Source organism: Streptomyces sp. NPDC028419 (assembly GCF_055565515.1).
Map to the genome: position 1 here is coordinate 72,679 of NZ_JBVHUE010000002.1, position 15,148 is coordinate 87,826.

Consider the following 15,148-nt stretch of genomic DNA (forward strand, 5'->3'; position numbering starts at 1 on the left):
GCGGAGAGCCCCGTGCCGGTCTACGCCGGGATCAGGGATCCGGCGGGGCGCCGGGACCGGCGCGGCCGCCGGCCCGAGATCCGCAGCTCGATGACGGAGCGCACGGCCGGCCACTCCTCGTCGAGCACCGAGTAGAAGGCGGTGCTGCGCACGGCTCCGTCCAGCCCCCGCGAATGGGCCCGGCGGACCCCCTCACAGGTCAGCCCGAGCCGCTCCATGGCCGCGCGGGAGCGGGTGTTGCGGGCATCGGCGCGCAGCGAGATCCGGCGGACCCCCCAGGTCTCGAAGGCATGGCGGAGCATGAGCAGCTTCGCCTCGGTGTTGATGCCGGTTCCCTGGGCACCCGGCGAGAGCCAGGTGTTCCCGATCTCCGCGGCATCGGGGATCGACGTGGCCGGGTCGCCGTACGGGACTCCCGGCACGGCGGGCCACACCAGGGGCCCCTGCCAGTAGTCGAGTTCCAGGAACCGGGTCGATCCGACCACCCGTCCGTCGGTGGCTCTGACCACCGCGAAGGGGAGCGATCGACCCGCCGCCTGATCGGCGAGGGCACGGTCGATGTACTCGTGGGACGCCTGCAGCCCGTGGGGCACGGGGGTGAAGGCGTAAGTCGTACGATCCTCGGCCCCGGCCAGGGCCAGGGCCTCGGTGTGGTGGGGGGCGAGGGGCTCGAGCCGCACGGTGCGGCCGGCGAGGAGTACGGGTACGGGCACGGAGCCTTCGGTCCTTCTAGGCGGTGGGGTGGTGGCACAGTCTGCGCTTCTGACGTCACCCCCCGCGCAAAACGCGAGTGAAAGGCAACGGGCTGTCAGGTGAACGCGAGTGGCTCAATGTAGCTCCTAGAAGTCCCCATATGAACCCCCCTTTTGGCAACGGCGCGACACTGTTTTCCACCGGCCCGGCAAGAGGCCCCGAAGGGCCCGGTCCGCGCCCCGGAAGACGCCCGTTCCACCCCAAACCGGCGGAGCTGTTGGCGTGGGCAAGCGGCCCACCGGGCCTACGGTCAGATGCACCCTCCACGCAGGCGGAAAGCCTGTTCAAATGGTCGGATGAGGATACGGATCCTGCCGCCGCCGGGCGCGCCGCGCCGCCTGGCCGCCGCCCAGCTGAGCAATTCCGTCGGTGACGGTGCCTACTACGTGTGTTCGGCGCTCTACTTCACCCGAGTGGTCGGTCTGTCGCCCGCCCAGATCGGCCTCGGTCTCACCGTCGCCTGGGCCATCGGGTCCGTGGCCGGGGTGCCCATCGGCGCCCTCGCCGACCGGCGGGGCCCCCGGGGCACCTCGGTCCTGCTCGCCCTGGCGACCGCCGCCGCGGTCGCCTCGTTCCTGCTGATCTCCTCGTTCTGGCCGTTCCTGCTGGCCGCCTGCGTGTACGCCACCGCCCAGTGCGGGCTCGCCGCGGCCCGGCAGGCCCTGCTCGCCGGGCTGGTGGCCCCGGGGGAGCGCACCGCGGTGCTGGCCCACCTCCAGTCGATGCTGAACGGCGGGCTGGCCCTGGGCGCGGCCATCGGCGGGCTCGCGCTCAGCGCGGACACCGCGCAGGCCTACCGGCTGGTCTTCGTGCTGGACGCGGCGAGCTTCCTGGTCTGCGCCGGGGTGCTGCTGCGGCTGCCGGCGGTGGCCCCGCTGCCCAAGCGGGGCGCCGGCGAGCCGCGCCTGGCGGTGCTCCGCGACCGTCCCTACACCCTGGTCACGCTGCTGAACGCGATCCTGCTGCTGCGGATGCCGCTGCTGAGCCTGGCCATCCCGCTGTGGATCGTGGAGCGCACGCACGCCCCGGGCTGGCTGGTGTCGGCGCTGTTCGTGCTGAACACGGTGGCCGTGATGCTCTTCCAGGTCCGGATGGCCCGCCCGGTGGACGGTCTGGGCAGCGCGCGGGCCGCGGTGCGCAACTCGGGCCTGGTGATGGCCGCCTCCTGCGTGGCCTTCGCGCTCTCGGCGCTGCCCTCCGGTGCCTGGCCGGCCGCCGCCCTGCTCGTGCTCGGCGCCGTGCTCCAGGTGCACGCGGAGATGCGCCAGTCCGCCGGGTCCTGGCAGATCAGCTTCTCGCTGGCGCCGCCCGAGCGGATCGGGCAGTACCAGGGCTTCTTCGGTACGGGGGTACCGGTGGCGCGCACCCTGGGGCCGCTGCTGCTGACCTCGCTGCTGCTGCTCTGGGGGATCCCGGGCTGGCTGCTGTTGGCCGCCGTGCTGCTGGCGGCCTCCTGGGCGATGGGCCCGGCCGTGCGCTGGGCCGAGGCCGGGGCCGGGCGGGCCGACGCGGGCGCGCGGGCCGTCGTACGGGCGGGCTGAGGCCCCGCTCGCACCGGCGCCCGCGGTCGCGGGTCGGGCCTTTGGTCGCCGGGTCGGGGGACCGATGCCGGCCACCGGACCCGTGCCCGCGTGTCAGTCTGTCTGGAGGGTCGTGCGCAGCCGGTAGCGGTCCCCGCTGTACTCCACCGTGGACAGCAGGAGCGGCCGCTGGTCCCGCGCGTACACCGTCTGGTCGAGGACGAGTACGGGCGCGCCCTCGGCGATGCCCAGGTGCCCGGCGAGCCCCGCGTCCGCGGTGCGCGCCTCGATGGTCGCTTCCGCCCGCTCGGGCTCGACGCCCCAGCGGCGCAGCTCCTCGAAGAGGGAGGCGCCGCGGAAATCGGTCCGGGTCAGGTCGGGTGCGAGGTCGGCGACCAGCAGGGTGCGGTCGAGGGCGATCCGTACGTCGTTGAGCAGCCGGACCCGCTCCAGACGCATCAGCGGGGTGCCCGCGGGCACGTCGAGCCGGTCCGCGTCGTCGAGCGAGGCGGTGACGGTGTCGTGGCGCAGCACGAGTGAACTCGGGCGCATGTGCTTGCGGCGGGCGGTGGCGGTGAAGGACTCCAGGTCCTTGGGCCACTCGCGGGCGGGCGTGGGCGGCTGCTGGGCGGCCACGAACCAGCCGCGTCCGTGCGAGGAGGTGACCAGGTCCTGTTCCACCAGGTGTTGCAGGGCACGGCGCAGGGTGACCCGTGAGATGTCCAGCCGGGTGCACAGCTCGCGCTCGGGCGGCAGCTTGCTGCCCGCGGTCAGCCCGCGGCGGGCGATCTCCTCCCGGATGCGGTCCGCGGCCCGGGACCACAGGGGGTCGGCTCCGTGGGCGGCGCCGGGAGCGGTCGCAGCCGTCGTGACGTCGTCATGGGTCATGGGCGAAACCATACCACTTGCTACCACTTGGTGGACCCATCTGGCCTGGTGGGGTGGGGACCTTCGACCCGACCGGGTCCTTTATGAAGAGACCAGAGCAGACCACTGTTGACCAATTTAAAACCACTGATTACCTTCGGAGTCGTCCCCACCCCCCCCGCTCGACGAGGAGTACCGCCATGAGTACGGCCACCGCCCCGGCCGCCACCGGGAAGAAGCCACAGGCCGCAGGCAGGGTCATGCCGGTGATGCAGCGCATCGGCCGCAGCCTGATGCTGCCCGTGGCGACCCTCCCGGCCGCAGCCCTGATGACCCGGCTCGGCAAGGAGGACCTGCTCGGCAGCGACGGGCTCCCGGTCCTCGTGCGGAAGCTCGGCATGGTGCTGGCGGCCGGCGGCGACACGGTCCTCGCGAACCTGCCGCTGCTCTTCGCCGTGGGCGTGGCCATCGGCTTCGCGAAGAAGGCCGACGGCTCGACCGGCCTGGCCGCGGTGGTGGGCTACCTCGTCTTCAAGGCCGTCCTCGCCAGCCCCGCCTTCCCCAAGGGCGTCGACGGCGAACCGCTCGACGCCAAGGTCATCGGCGGGATCCTGATGGGCCTCGTCGTCGCCCACCTCTACCAGCGCTTCAGCCGCACCAAGCTGCCCGAATGGCTCGGCTTCTTCGGCGGCCGCCGCCTGGTCCCGATCCTCAGCGCCTTCGCGGGCGTCGGGCTCGGCGTGGTCTTCGGCTTCCTATGGCCCGCGGTCGGCGGCTGGTTCCACCACTTCGGCGAGTGGCTGGTGGGCACCGGGGCGATGGGGGCCGGCATCTTCGGCGTGGTCGTCCGCGCCCTCATCCCGATCGGGATGCACCACTTCTTCTCGTTCTTCCCCTGGTTCGAGGCGGGCTCCTTCACCAACCCCGACACCGGCGCCGTGGTCCACGGCGACATCGCCCGCTTCCTCGCCGGCGACCCGAGCGCGGGCCAGTTCATGACCGGCGGCTTCGCGATCTACATGTTCGCCCTCCCGGCCGCGGCGCTCGCCATCGCGCACACCGCCCGCCCCGAGAACCGCACCATGATCAAGGGCATGATGATCTCGGTGGCCCTGACCTCCTTCATCACCGGAGTCACCGAGCCCATCGAGTTCAGCTTCATGTTCGTCGCGCCGCTGCTCTACGCGGTCCACGCCGTGCTCTTCGGCGTCTCGATGGCCCTGTGCTACGCCCTCGGCATCCGCGACGGCTTCGGTTTCTCCTCCGGCGCCATCGACTACGTCGTCAACTACGGCATCGCCACCAAGCCGTGGATGATCATCCCGATCGGATTGTGCTTCGCAGCGGTCTACTACGTGCTCTTCCGCTGGGCCATCGTCAGGTTCGACCTGCCCACCCCGGGCCGGGAACGGGATCCGGAAGCGGACGCCGCACCCGCCGGGGAAGTGCCCGGGCAGGCCGCCCCTGCCAAGACCGACGCCTGACCGGCCGTACGACACCACGACGAGAAGCGGAGACACACCATGTCCGGATCCCGTATCACCTTCCTCCAGGGCCAGGCCGACCAGGGCGCCGCGCTCGCACGCGTCGCCGAGCGCGTCCGCGCCCAGCTCGCCGACCCCGCGCTGGCTCCCCTGCGCGCCGCGCGCCGCCCGCTCTTCACCGGGATCGGCGCCTCGTACGCGGCCCTCGCCGTCCCGGTCCAGCAGTTGCGCACGGCCGGGGTGGTCACCCAGCGCGTGCTCTCCAGCGAGATCGAGACCGGCACCACCGGCTTCGACACCGACGCTCTGATCGCCGTCTCCCAGGGCGGCCGCAGCTCCGAGACCCTCGCCGCCTTCCAGCGCGCCGCCCCCGGCATCACGAGGACCGCTGTGCTCAATGTGGTGCCGTCCCCGCTGGGCGACCTCGCCGACCTCACCGTGGACCTCGGCAACGAGCCCGACTCCTACGCCTCGACCATCGGCTACACCGGAACCGTCGTCGCCCTCGACCTGATCGCGGGAGCCATCGCCGGGCGGCCCGCGACCGAGGACCCCTGGGGGCGGATCGCCGAGCAGACCACTGCGGTCCACGAGCAGGCCACGGGGGTCATCGCCGGTCTGCGCGAGCGCGGAGCCCGCTGCATCGCCTCCGACGGGGTGGCCGCGGGAGCCTCCCGGGCGTCCGCCGAGGAGGGCGCGCTGCTGCTGCGCGAGGTGGTGCGGATGACCGCGGCCGCCTCGGCGACGCGCAACTACCTGCACGGCGAGATGGAGTCGGCGGGCAACACCCTCCACCTCGTCTTCGGCGACGGGCGCGAGATCGAGCTGGCCCGCTCGCTCTCCGACGCCGGTCACCTGACCCTGTTGATCACCACCGCCGAGATCGAGGCGGCGGACCACTTGGCCGTCGTCCGGCTGCCGCGGTGCGCGGACGCGGTCCGGGTGGTCCTGGAGACCGTGGTCCTGCAGGAACTGGTGGCCCAGCTCAGCGACGAACGCGGCGTGCCGATCGAGTCCTTCGTCTTCGCCAACGACGACACCAAGGAAGGCGGACTGGACATGTCCGACTTCGAGGTGGCCGCCCACACCCCGGCGGGCTGAGCCCTCGGCCCGGGGGCGGACCCCGCCCCCGGGCGCCGGTCGCCGCCTGAGATCATCGGGCCATGGACCTGGAGGACGTACTGCGGCGACTGGCCCCGGTGGGGCCCTTCTTCACCGTGCCGTGCGCGGGGCAGCCGCCCGGGCCGGGCTTTCGTCCGCTGAGCGAGCTGTACGGCGACCGGCTCGCGGAGTACGTCGGCGAGATGGGCCGGCGCATGGGCACCGGCCCGGGCCGGGTGGCCGCCTCCACCGCGCAGTTCGGCATCGCCTCCCGCCTGTGGTCCCTCGGGCTCGGCTGCGCCGCACTCTCCGGGCGGGTGCCGGACCTGGCTCCCGACCGGGTGTGGTGGCGACTGCCGGACGCGGGGTCGCTGGAGCTGTGGCTGCCCGGACCGGTGGACCTGCCCGGGGATCAACTCGGGGCCACGGTGCTCGGGAACCTCGCCGTGCTGGAGGCGGGGCTGCGCGCCCGGTACGCGCTGTCGCCGCGGGTGCTGCGCGGGAACGCCGCCTCCGGGCTGGTCGGCAGCCTGCGGGTGCTGCTCGACCGGATCCCGGGAGGTGACGCGGTCGCCCTGACCGCGGCGCTGCTGGCCGATGACGGACCGCTGGGCGCCACCGGCACCTTCGTGCACGAGGAGGGGCTCGGGGTGGCCTTCGTACGGCGCAGCTGCTGCCTCTACTACAAGGCACCGGGCGGCGGCCTGTGCGGGGACTGTGTGCTGCGGACCCGGTAGGGCGTCCGGCGGGCGGTGGCGGTCCGCCGGGCAGGTCCGTTCGGAGCAGTGGCGGGTGTGGCGCCGGGCGACCCGCCGTAGCGGCCTCCTACCGTCCCGGGCATGACGCACCGTCGTACCACCCCGCACCAGCCGCCACCCGCGCCGCTGCCCCCGTCCGCCCTCTCCCGCCGCGCGGCGCTGGCCGGGATCGCCGCGGGGGCCGGGGCGCTCGCCGCCGGCGGCGCCGTGGCCGCGGCCCCGGCCCGGGCCGCCGCGGTGGGCGCCGCCGCGCGGCCGGACGCGGCGCCCGGTGCCATGACGCTTTTCACCGACCCCGGCTTCAACTTCGCCGCCCTGTTCGCCCTCGGCGCCGCGGGGATGCGGGCCTCCGAGGTCGGCGAGGTGCTGACCGCCGTCAACTCGGTGAACGCCGCCGGGGCGTCCGAGCAGACCTTCAGCGACACCTTCCGCGGCTGGGGCGAGAAGCTCGCCGCGCCCCCGCCCGCCGGGCGTCACGGCCACGAACCGCCCTCCCAGACCCGCCGCTTCCGGGCGCTGCGGGCCTCGCAGTACTTCGCCCAGAGCCTCTTCTACGTCCTGGGCACCGCGAAACCGGCCGACGAGAAGGCGGTGTACCTGGCCGGAGCGGCGGCCTGGGACACCTTCGCCTCGCTGTGCTCGCCGGCCGCCGAGCGCGCGCGGGTCCCGTACGAGAAGACCCACCTGCCGGTGTGGTTCTTCCGCCCCGAGGGCCCGGAGCGGCCGCGTCCGACGGTCATCCTCACCAACGGCAGCGACGGCCAGAACGTCGACATGTGGACCTACGGCGTGTCCGCGGCCCTCGACCGGGGGTGGAACGCGCTGGTCTACGACGGCCCCGGCCAGGGCCGGCTGCTGTTCGTCGAGGAGATGCCCTTCACCACCCGCTGGGAAGGGGTGGTCGCCCCGCTCATCGACTGGCTGGACCGCCGCAAGGACGTGGACAGCGGTCGGATCGCGCTGACCGGCATGAGCATGGGCGGCAACCTGGTGGCCCGCGCGGCGGCCTTCGAGCACCGCCTGGCGGCCCTGGTCTGCATGCCGGGCTGCGTCAGCCCCTGGCTCGCCTTCGACAAGACGCTGCGGGACGTGGTCACCGCGGACAAGGAGGAGACGAACCGGAACTGGAACGAGCAGGTGGTCCCGGACCTCTCCCCGCAACTGGCCTACCTGGTCAAGAAGCGGTTCGAGATCTTCTCCCGGGAGGCGCTGCGCGAGGCCAGGGCCGGCCGGGTGTTCAAGGACCTGTGGACCCCGGCCCAGCGGGCGATCGGCCTGGACGTCACCGCCCTGGTGCCGAGGATCAAGACGCCGACCCTGGTCCTGGACTACGAGGGCGAGCAGTTCTACCCGGGGCAGCCCCGGCAGATGTACGACCTGCTGCGGGCCCGGCGCGAGTACGTGAAGCTGACCGGGGCCACCGGGGCGCAGTTGCACTGCTCCCCGATGGCCCCGCAACAGCACTGCGATGTCGTCTTCGACTGGCTCGCCGACATCCTGCGGCGCTAGCGCACGGGCGTGCCCGTCACGCCGCCGCCCGGCACCCTAGAAGGTGAGGTTCCAGGCGTCGATCTTGCCGATGTCGGAGTTGGCGTTGTCGTTCACACGGAGCTTCCAGACGCCGTTCGCGACCTCCGAGGAGGCGTTGACGGTGAAGGTCTGGACGATGTTGTCCGTGCCGCCGCCGGCCCGGTTGGACAGGGTGTAGACGCTGCCGTCGGGTGCGACGAGGTCGACCTTCAGGTCACCGATGTAGGTGTGCTTGATGTCCACGCCCACCTTGAGGGTGGCGGGCGCGTTGCCGGTCACCCCGCTGACGGTGATCGGGCTCTCCACGGTCGCGTTGTCGTTGATCGCGAAGTCGGCGGTGTTCTCGAAGTACTTGCCGGCCGGCGGGGTGGAGCCGCCCACCGCCTTCAGGGCGTCGACCTGGCCCTCGCCGAAGAACGCGTTGTTGGCGGTGGTCCCGGTGCACCGGCTGTCCGACGGGCAGGCGATGTCGTTGGCCTGGGTGGCCAGCTTGTCGCGCAGCTGCGCCGGGGTGATGCCGGGGTTGGCGCTCGCGAGGAGCGCGGCCACGCCCACGACGTGCGGAGTGGCCATCGAGGTACCGCTCTTGGTGCCGTACTTGCCGCCCGGGAGGGTGGAGTAGACGTCGCTGCCCGGGGCCGCGACGTCGATGACGCCCGCGCCGAAGTTGGAGAACGAGGCCTTCGTGGTGCCGGTGCCGTTCGCCGCGACGGTGACCACGCCCGGAAGCTCGGTCGGGATGTCGAGGCAGGCGTTGGTGATGGTCCGGGTGGTCGGCGTCGAGTCGTTCGGGCTCGCCGAGTCCGTGGTCTTGTGGGCGAGGTCGTAGTTCTCGTTGCCCGCCGCGGCGACCTGGAGCGAACCCTTGCCCTCCGCGTACTCCTGGGCGCGCTTGACGCCCTCGATGATGGCGGCCTGGTCGATGTTGTCCGGGCAGTTGAACTGCCACGGGTCCGTGTAGTAGCTGTTGTTGGTGACCTTGAAGCCGTGGTCACCCGCCCAGACGAAACCGCAGATGGTGTTCTCGGCGAAGAAGAACGAGTTGCCCGGCTCGGCGACCCGGACCGCGGAGATCTTCACGCTCGGGGCCACGCCGATGACGCCCTTGCCGTTCTTGGCGGCGGCGATGGTGCCCGCGACGTGCGTGCCGTGGGTGTCCACGTCGCGCCAGGCGCCGGCGCGGGTGTCCGGCTTGCCGTAGGCGCAGGAGACCGAGTCGGCCGCGTTGAAGTTCGGGGCCAGGTCCTGGTGCTGGTCGTCCACACCGGTGTCCAGGATGCCGACCTTCACGGAGGACGAACCGGTGGTGACGGCCCAGGCCTGGTCCGCCTTGATCTGGCTCATGTCCGCGCGGACCGGCTCGCCCGCGGGGGTCGTGGACTGCGCCGGGTTGGCGGGCAGCGCCGGGTTGTAGGCATCGGCCGGAACGTCCGAGGTGCGGGTGGCGCCGACCTGCTGGACCCCGCTGACCCCGCGCATCGTGGAAGCGAAGGATGCGGAGGCCGAGTGGGCGACGATCACGCCGATGGCGTCGAAGTTCGAGAACACCGTGCCGCCGTTGGCCGTGACGGCCGAGCGGACGGCGGAGCTGTCACCGGGAGCGGTGATCACGAGGTAGGCACGGGTTCCGGCAGCCCAGGTCGCACTCTGGGAAGCCGGGGCCGCGGCCCGGGGAGCCGGGGCGGGGGCCCCGGACGGTGCCACGGGGGCGGTGCCGGCGAGCGCGGCGGGTGCCCCGAAGGTCAGTGCGGCGCCGAGAGCGGCGGCCAGCACGAGGGTACGTCGAGGTCGGCTGGATATGTGGGGTATCAATGCGTCCTCCGATGGGCCCGGTGATGCTGGTGGTACCTACCGGGCCGTACGAAACGAGTGGTGGACGCAAGATGTCAGAAGCGTGCCCCTATATGGAAGTACCTTTTACCGCACGCCGGTTATCGGATGGTTGGCTGAAAATCGCCTATAGCCAGGGGTGTCGGTACCGGCCGGGCTGGGCACCGTGGGGGGAGAGCCCTGCCCGGCCGGTCCGACGCGCGTACCGGGAGGCGCCGCTCTATACCGGTACGCCGTCTTTGCCCACGGCCGGCTGGCCGGGTACCGGGGTGGACGCCGCGTCGTCGCGCGCGTGGTCCGCCCCCTCGGCGTGCTCGCCGTCGGTCAGGCTCGCCTCGTCGAAGGGCAGGCGCCCCGCCAGGACTTCGGTGGCCCGGTCCCGGTCGAACTCCTTGGTCCAGGTCCCGATCAGCACGGTCGCCACCGCGTTGCCCGCGAAGTTCGTCAGCGCCCGCGCCTCGCTCATGAAGCGGTCGATGCCCACGATCAGGCCGACGCCGTCGACCAGTTCGGGCCGGTGCGACTGGAGGCCGCCCGCGAGGGTGGCGAGGCCCGCGCCGGTCACCCCGGCGGCACCCTTGGAGGCGATGATCATGAACAGCAGCAGCGAGATCTGCTCACCGAGCGCCAGGGGCTTGCCCATCGCCTCGGCGATGAAGAGCGAGGACATCGTCAGGTAGATCGCGGTGCCGTCGAGGTTGAAGGAGTACCCCGTCGGCACCGTGATCCCGACCACCGGCCGGGACACGCCCAGGTGCTCCATCTTCGCGATCAGTCGCGGCAGCGCCGACTCGGAGGAGGAGGTGGACAGGATCAGCAGGAACTCGCGGCCCAGGTAGCGCAGCAGCGCGAAGACGCTGACGCCCGTGCACACCCGCAGGAGCGTCCCGAGCACCACGAGGACGAAGAGCAGGCAGGTCGTGTAGAAGCCGATCATGATGACCGCGAGGGACTTCAGCGCGTCGACGCCGGTTGCGCCGACCACCGCCGCCATCGCCCCGAAGGCGCCCACCGGCGCCGCCCACATGATCATCGCGAGCACCCGGAAGACCAGCTTCTGCAGGTGCCCGATCCCGCGCAGCACCGGTTCGCCCGCCGTTCCCAGGGCCTGGAGCGCGAAGCCGCACAGCAGCGCCACCAGGAGGGTCTGGAGCACCTCGCCCCCGGTGAAGGCCGACACCATCGTCTTGGGGATGATCCCCAGCAGGAAGTCCGCGGTGCTCTGCGCCCCGCCCGCCTTCGCCTGGGCCTCGCCCGCGCCGCGCACGGCCTCGGTCAGGTGCAGCCCGCTGCCCGGCTCCAGCAGGTTGCCCACGAGCAGCCCGATGCCCAGCGCGACCGTGGACATCACCATGAAGTAGCCGAGCGCGAGCCCGCCCACCGCGCCCACCTTGGCGGCCTTGCGCACCGAACCGATGCCCAGCACGATCGTGCAGAAGATCACCGGCGAGATCATCATCTTGATCAGATTCACGAAGCCCGTCCCGAGGGGCTTCAGCTCGACGGCCGTGTCGGGCGCGGCCAGACCCGTCACGATGCCGAGCAGCACCGCGACGATCACCGCGATGTAGAGATAGTGGGTTCTGTCGCGCCTGGCGGCCACGTCGCCTCCTGAAGATGAATACGTCCCGCGCCGACCATGGCCCACCCTGTGACCCCGGTCACCCTTGCGTTCATTGAGTTCACGGCCGGGTGCACACTGAGCGCCATGTTCCGTTTCCCCCGTCCCCGCAGCCTCGCGGGCCAGCTCTTCGCCATGCAGGTGGTGCTGGTCGCTCTGGTCGTCGCCGGCTGCGCGGTCTTCGCGTACGCCACCGCGCGCCGCCAGGCCGAGGAGGCGGCCGAACGCCAGGCGGGCGCCGCCGCCCGCGCCGTGGCGGACTCGCCCTCCGTGCGGGAGGCGGTCCACGGCCCCGACCCCTCCGCCGCGCTCCAGCCCTACGCGGAGCGGGTGCGGACCGACACGGGCGTGGACTTCGTGACGATCATGGCTCCCGACGGGCGCCGCTGGACCCATCCCGACCCGCACCGGATCGGCGAGCGCTTCCTCGGCAACACCGCCCGCGCCCTGCGCGGCGAGACCTTCAGCGAGACCTACACCGGCACCCTCGGCCCCTCGATCCGGGTGGTCACCCCGGTCGTCGACGACGGCCGGGTGACCGCCCTGGTCAGCTCCGGCATCACGGTCCGCGCCATCAGCGACCGGCTCGGCGGGCAGCTGGCCGCGCTCGCCTGGGTCGCGGCGGCCGCCCTGGCGCTGGGCGGCGCGGGAACGTACGTGGTCAACGCCCGGCTGCGCCGGCACACGCACGGGATGAACGCGGCCGAACTGAGCCGGATGCACGACTACCACCAGGCGGTCCTGCACGCCGTCCGGGAGGGCCTGCTGATGCTCGACGGGCAGCGCAGGGTCACCCTCATCAACGACGCGGGTCGTGAACTGCTCGGGCTGAGCGGGGAGGTGCGGGGCCGTGGCGTGGCCGAGCTGGGCCTGCCGGCGCCGCTCACCGGCGCGCTGCTCGCCGACCGCCCCCGGGTGGACGAGGTGCACCTGAGCGCCGACCGGGTCCTGGTCGTCAACAGTTCACCGGTGGCGGGCGGCGGCCGGTACGGCACCGTCGTCACCCTGCGCGACCACACCGAACTCCAGTCCTTGACGGGGGAGTTGGACCACGAGCGGGGCTTCACCGAGGCGTTGCGCTCGCAGGCCCACGAGGCGGCCAACCGGCTGCACACCGTGGTGTCCCTGATCGAACTCGGCCGCGCGCAGGAGGCGGTGGACTTCGCGACCGCCGAACTGGAGCTGGCCCAGGCGCTCACCGACGAGGTGGTCACCGCCGTCGGCGAGCCCGTCCTGATCGCCCTGTTGCTGGGCAAGGCGGCCCAGGCGCACGAACGCGGGGTGGAGCTCGTGGTCACCCCCGACAGCGGGCCGCTCACCGCGGCGGACGCCGCGCCCCCGGCCCGCGACCTGGTCACGGTGCTGGGCAACCTCATCGACAACGCGGTGGACGCGCTCACGGGCACCCCTGGCGGGCGGGTCCGGGTGACGGTGCGTCCCGGCGGCGGGGAGCTGCTGCTGCGGGTGGCCGACAACGGGCCCGGGCTGCCCGCCGGGGCGGACGTCTTCCTGCGCGGCTGGTCCGGCAAGGGGGCGGGGCGCGGGCTCGGCCTCGCGCTGGTGCGCCAGGCCGCGCACCGGCACGGCGGGAGCGTGAGCGCCGCCGAAGCGCCGGGCGGGGGCGCGGAGTTCACCGTACGGCTGCCGCTCGCCGCCGGGGCGCGGGCATGAGCGGCGGGGCGTCGCCGGTGCGGGTGCTGGTGGTCGAGGACGACCCCGTCGCTGCCGCCGCGCACGCGCTCTACGTCGGCCGGGTCCCCGGCTTCACCGCCGTCGCCGCGGTGCACTCCCTCGCCGAGGCGACCCGGGCCCTGGAGCGGACCCCGGTCGACCTGCTGCTCCTCGATCTCGGCCTGCCCGACGGCAACGGGCTCCGCTTCGCCCGCGGGCTGCGCGCCGCCGGGCATCCGGTGGACGTGATCGTGGTGACCTCGGCGCGTGACCTGGCGGTGGTCCGCGAGAGCGTCTCGGTGGGCGTCGTGCAGTACGTGCTCAAGCCCTTCGCCTTCCCGACGCTGCGCGAACGACTGCTGCGCTACGCCGAGTTCCGCGCCGCCGCCGGGGAGGCGGCGGGCCAGGACGACGTGGACCGGGCGCTCGCGACGCTCCGGCCGCCCCGCCCCGCCGAGCTGCCCAAGGGGCTGAGCGCCCCCACCCTGGACCGCTTGGCCGCCCTGCTGCGGGCGGCCCCCGAGGGGCTCACGGCGGCGGGGGCCGCCGGGGCGGCGGGCACCTCCCGGATCACCGCCCGGCGCTACCTGGAGCACCTGGTGGACACCGGTCGGGCCGCCCGCGCGCCCCGGTACGGCCAGGTCGGCCGCCCCGAGCTGCACTACCGCTGGCTGGCCGCCGGCGATCAGACCGAGGCGGGCTCGGTGTCGAAGGTGTAGAACTTGCGGTGGTCGAGCATGTCCGCCGGGGTCACGTCGTTCCACGGCCGCATCGTGTCGTGCAGGTCCACCACGTCCGGGGTGCCCGCGGCGGGCAGGTACGGCGACTGCGGGTGCTTGGCCTGCCACTCGGCCCAGAGCTTGTCGACGTAGGCGTGGTGCATCCAGAACACCGGGTCGTTGGGCGAGACGCCCGTACCCATCTGGCCGCCCACCCAGACGTGCACGCGGTTGTGCAGGTTGACGCCGCGCCAGCCCTCCAGGTTGTTGCGGAAGCCGTTGGAGGCGCTGTTCCAGGGGGCCGCGTCGTAGACGGCCATGGCGAGGACGGAGTCGACCTCGGCCTTCGTCGGCAGTTCGGCGACCCCGGTGCCGAGCGCGCGGCGCAGGTAGGAGCGGCCGTCGACGCGGACGTTCACCGGCCACTTCCCGGCGGCGTAGGCGAAGGGCCCGTCCATGACCTGGCCGTCGCGCGCCCGGCCGGTGCCGCCGAGGAAGTCGGCCGCCCACAAGGAGGAGCGGGACGTGCGGTCGGCCGTCCAGTCCCAGTACGGCAGGGCCACGGCCGGGTCGATTCTCTGGAGCGCCGTCTCGAACTCGATGAGGAAACGGCGGTGCCAGGGCAGGAAGGAGGGGGAGCGGTGGCCCACCCGGTCGCTGCTGTCCGTGTCGGCCATGATGAAACCGTTGTGCGTGGTGACGAACCGGTCGTAGGCGCCGGTCCGCTTGAGTTCCACCAGCGCCGCGGTGAAGGCGCGCTTCTCGGCGGCGGTCAGGGTCGCCTGGTTCTTGCGCACGGTCATCACATGCCGCCCATCGGGACGAGGGCGGCGCCCTGGAGCTCGCGCACGGCGGCGCGGGCGAGGGAGGGCAGGTCGGCGAAGGTCTCGTAGTGGTTGACGACGCTGATCCAGGTGGTGTCGGCGTTGCGCATCACGTGCAGTTCGGCGCCGTCTATGCGGACGGTCGGGGTGCCGGGGGAGTGGTGGCCCCCGTGGTGGCCCCCGCCCTGCGCGGGGGTTATTCGTATCCGGCGGCCCTGGTAGACCTCGTCGAGGACGTCGCCCGTGCGGGGTGCGGGCACGGTCGCGGTGGCGGGGAGGGTGGCCGCGTGCGCGGTGGCGGCGATGCCGAGGACACTGAGTGCGCCGGCGGTGGTCCCGAGGGCCCGGCGGCGGGTGATCTGGTTCATGCCACGAAGGATGCTCAGCGGGGGCGCGGAGGGCCCAAACTTCGGGCCTGGATCCGGACATCTAAGGATATGTTGCGCAGAAAACAAGATCGGCGATCTTCC

General features: G+C 72.8%; 13 protein-coding genes. 7 read left to right on the forward strand and 6 right to left on the reverse strand.

All coding sequences use genetic code 11. The features are described 5' to 3' along the window. Positions 1-20: 20 nt before the first annotated feature. The gene (locus ACZ4UB_RS02735; RefSeq protein WP_385779670.1) at positions 21-713 is read right to left on the reverse strand and encodes a GNAT family N-acetyltransferase; all 693 of its coding nucleotides are present in this window, start codon (positions 711-713) and stop codon (positions 21-23) included. Positions 714-1,049: 336 nt separating this feature from the next. Between ACZ4UB_RS02735 and ACZ4UB_RS02740 the strand changes: the two genes are divergently transcribed. Beyond that, positions 1,050-2,294 (forward strand): MFS transporter, encoded by a 1,245-nt coding sequence (locus tag ACZ4UB_RS02740; protein ID WP_468067819.1) that lies wholly within the window; start codon positions 1,050-1,052, stop codon positions 2,292-2,294. Between the two features lie 93 nt (positions 2,295-2,387). Here ACZ4UB_RS02740 and ACZ4UB_RS02745 read toward each other — a convergent pair whose 3' ends face one another. Continuing rightward, positions 2,388-3,161: a GntR family transcriptional regulator gene (locus ACZ4UB_RS02745; protein WP_468067820.1), complete on the reverse strand. Its 774-nt coding sequence runs from the start codon at positions 3,159-3,161 to the stop codon at positions 2,388-2,390. Between the two features lie 179 nt (positions 3,162-3,340). On the opposite strand from ACZ4UB_RS02745, the gene ACZ4UB_RS02750 reads away from it, so the two are divergent. From ACZ4UB_RS02750 to ACZ4UB_RS02765, 4 genes are all read left to right on the forward strand, one after another. Then, a complete protein-coding gene (locus ACZ4UB_RS02750) occupies positions 3,341-4,624 on the forward strand; it encodes a PTS transporter subunit EIIC (RefSeq protein WP_468067821.1) in 1,284 nt (427 codons plus the stop codon). Between the two features lie 39 nt (positions 4,625-4,663). Further along, positions 4,664-5,725: an SIS domain-containing protein gene (locus tag ACZ4UB_RS02755; protein ID WP_468067822.1), complete on the forward strand. Its 1,062-nt coding sequence runs from the start codon at positions 4,664-4,666 to the stop codon at positions 5,723-5,725. A gap of 62 nt (positions 5,726-5,787) precedes the next feature. Further along, positions 5,788-6,462, forward strand: coding sequence for a (2Fe-2S)-binding protein (locus tag ACZ4UB_RS02760; RefSeq protein WP_468067823.1), 675 nt, complete (start codon positions 5,788-5,790; stop codon positions 6,460-6,462). 102 nt (positions 6,463-6,564) lie between these two features. Next, positions 6,565-7,992: an alpha/beta hydrolase family protein gene (locus ACZ4UB_RS02765; RefSeq protein WP_468067824.1), complete on the forward strand. Its 1,428-nt coding sequence runs from the start codon at positions 6,565-6,567 to the stop codon at positions 7,990-7,992. 36 nt (positions 7,993-8,028) lie between these two features. Here the strand turns inward: ACZ4UB_RS02765 and ACZ4UB_RS02770 are convergent, their stop codons facing one another. After that, positions 8,029-9,786, reverse strand: a complete 1,758-nt coding sequence (locus ACZ4UB_RS02770; RefSeq protein ID WP_468067825.1) for a S8 family peptidase — start codon at positions 9,784-9,786, stop codon at positions 8,029-8,031. Between the two features lie 277 nt (positions 9,787-10,063). Continuing rightward, a complete protein-coding gene (locus ACZ4UB_RS02775; protein ID WP_468067826.1) occupies positions 10,064-11,446 on the reverse strand; it encodes a cation:dicarboxylate symporter family transporter in 1,383 nt (460 codons plus the stop codon). Between the two features lie 105 nt (positions 11,447-11,551). Here ACZ4UB_RS02775 and ACZ4UB_RS02780 point away from each other — a divergent pair, with 105 nt between their 5' ends. Both ACZ4UB_RS02780 and ACZ4UB_RS02785 read left to right on the forward strand, forming a co-directional pair. After that, positions 11,552-13,135: a sensor histidine kinase gene (locus ACZ4UB_RS02780; RefSeq protein WP_468067827.1), complete on the forward strand. Its 1,584-nt coding sequence runs from the start codon at positions 11,552-11,554 to the stop codon at positions 13,133-13,135. Further along, positions 13,132-13,854 carry a response regulator gene (locus tag ACZ4UB_RS02785; RefSeq protein ID WP_385779690.1) on the forward strand — a complete coding sequence of 241 codons (723 nt, stop codon included), beginning with the start codon at positions 13,132-13,134 and terminating at the stop codon, positions 13,852-13,854. Before ACZ4UB_RS02780 ends, ACZ4UB_RS02785 begins: the two co-directional genes overlap by 4 nt. Here ACZ4UB_RS02785 and melC2 read toward each other — a convergent pair. Both melC2 and melC1 read right to left on the reverse strand, forming a co-directional pair. Beyond that, positions 13,821-14,657, reverse strand: a complete 837-nt coding sequence (melC2, locus tag ACZ4UB_RS02790) for a tyrosinase MelC2 (RefSeq protein ID WP_468067830.1) — start codon at positions 14,655-14,657, stop codon at positions 13,821-13,823. The genes ACZ4UB_RS02785 and melC2 overlap by 34 nt on opposite strands. Further along, positions 14,657-15,046: an apotyrosinase chaperone MelC1 gene (melC1, locus tag ACZ4UB_RS02795; RefSeq protein ID WP_468067832.1), complete on the reverse strand. Its 390-nt coding sequence runs from the start codon at positions 15,044-15,046 to the stop codon at positions 14,657-14,659. Before melC1 ends, melC2 begins: the two co-directional genes overlap by 1 nt. Positions 15,047-15,148: the final 102 nt, after the last annotated feature.

What these genes read in the sequence shown, in the direction of transcription:
- ACZ4UB_RS02750 (WP_468067821.1), top strand. Translation starts at nt 3,341, where the DNA reads ATGAGTACGGCCACCGCCCCGGCCGCCACCGGGAAGAAGCCACAGGCC.
- melC1 (WP_468067832.1), bottom strand. Translation starts at nt 15,046, where the DNA reads ATGAACCAGATCACCCGCCGCCGGGCCCTCGGGACCACCGCCGGCGCA.
- ACZ4UB_RS02765 (WP_468067824.1), top strand. Translation starts at nt 6,565, where the DNA reads ATGACGCACCGTCGTACCACCCCGCACCAGCCGCCACCCGCGCCGCTG.
- ACZ4UB_RS02785 (WP_385779690.1), top strand. Translation starts at nt 13,132, where the DNA reads ATGAGCGGCGGGGCGTCGCCGGTGCGGGTGCTGGTGGTCGAGGACGAC.
- ACZ4UB_RS02745 (WP_468067820.1), bottom strand. Translation starts at nt 3,161, where the DNA reads ATGACCCATGACGACGTCACGACGGCTGCGACCGCTCCCGGCGCCGCC.
- melC2 (WP_468067830.1), bottom strand. Translation starts at nt 14,657, where the DNA reads ATGACCGTGCGCAAGAACCAGGCGACCCTGACCGCCGCCGAGAAGCGC.
- ACZ4UB_RS02760 (WP_468067823.1), top strand. Translation starts at nt 5,788, where the DNA reads ATGGACCTGGAGGACGTACTGCGGCGACTGGCCCCGGTGGGGCCCTTC.
- ACZ4UB_RS02780 (WP_468067827.1), top strand. Translation starts at nt 11,552, where the DNA reads ATGTTCCGTTTCCCCCGTCCCCGCAGCCTCGCGGGCCAGCTCTTCGCC.
- ACZ4UB_RS02740 (WP_468067819.1), top strand. Translation starts at nt 1,050, where the DNA reads ATGAGGATACGGATCCTGCCGCCGCCGGGCGCGCCGCGCCGCCTGGCC.
- ACZ4UB_RS02755 (WP_468067822.1), top strand. Translation starts at nt 4,664, where the DNA reads ATGTCCGGATCCCGTATCACCTTCCTCCAGGGCCAGGCCGACCAGGGC.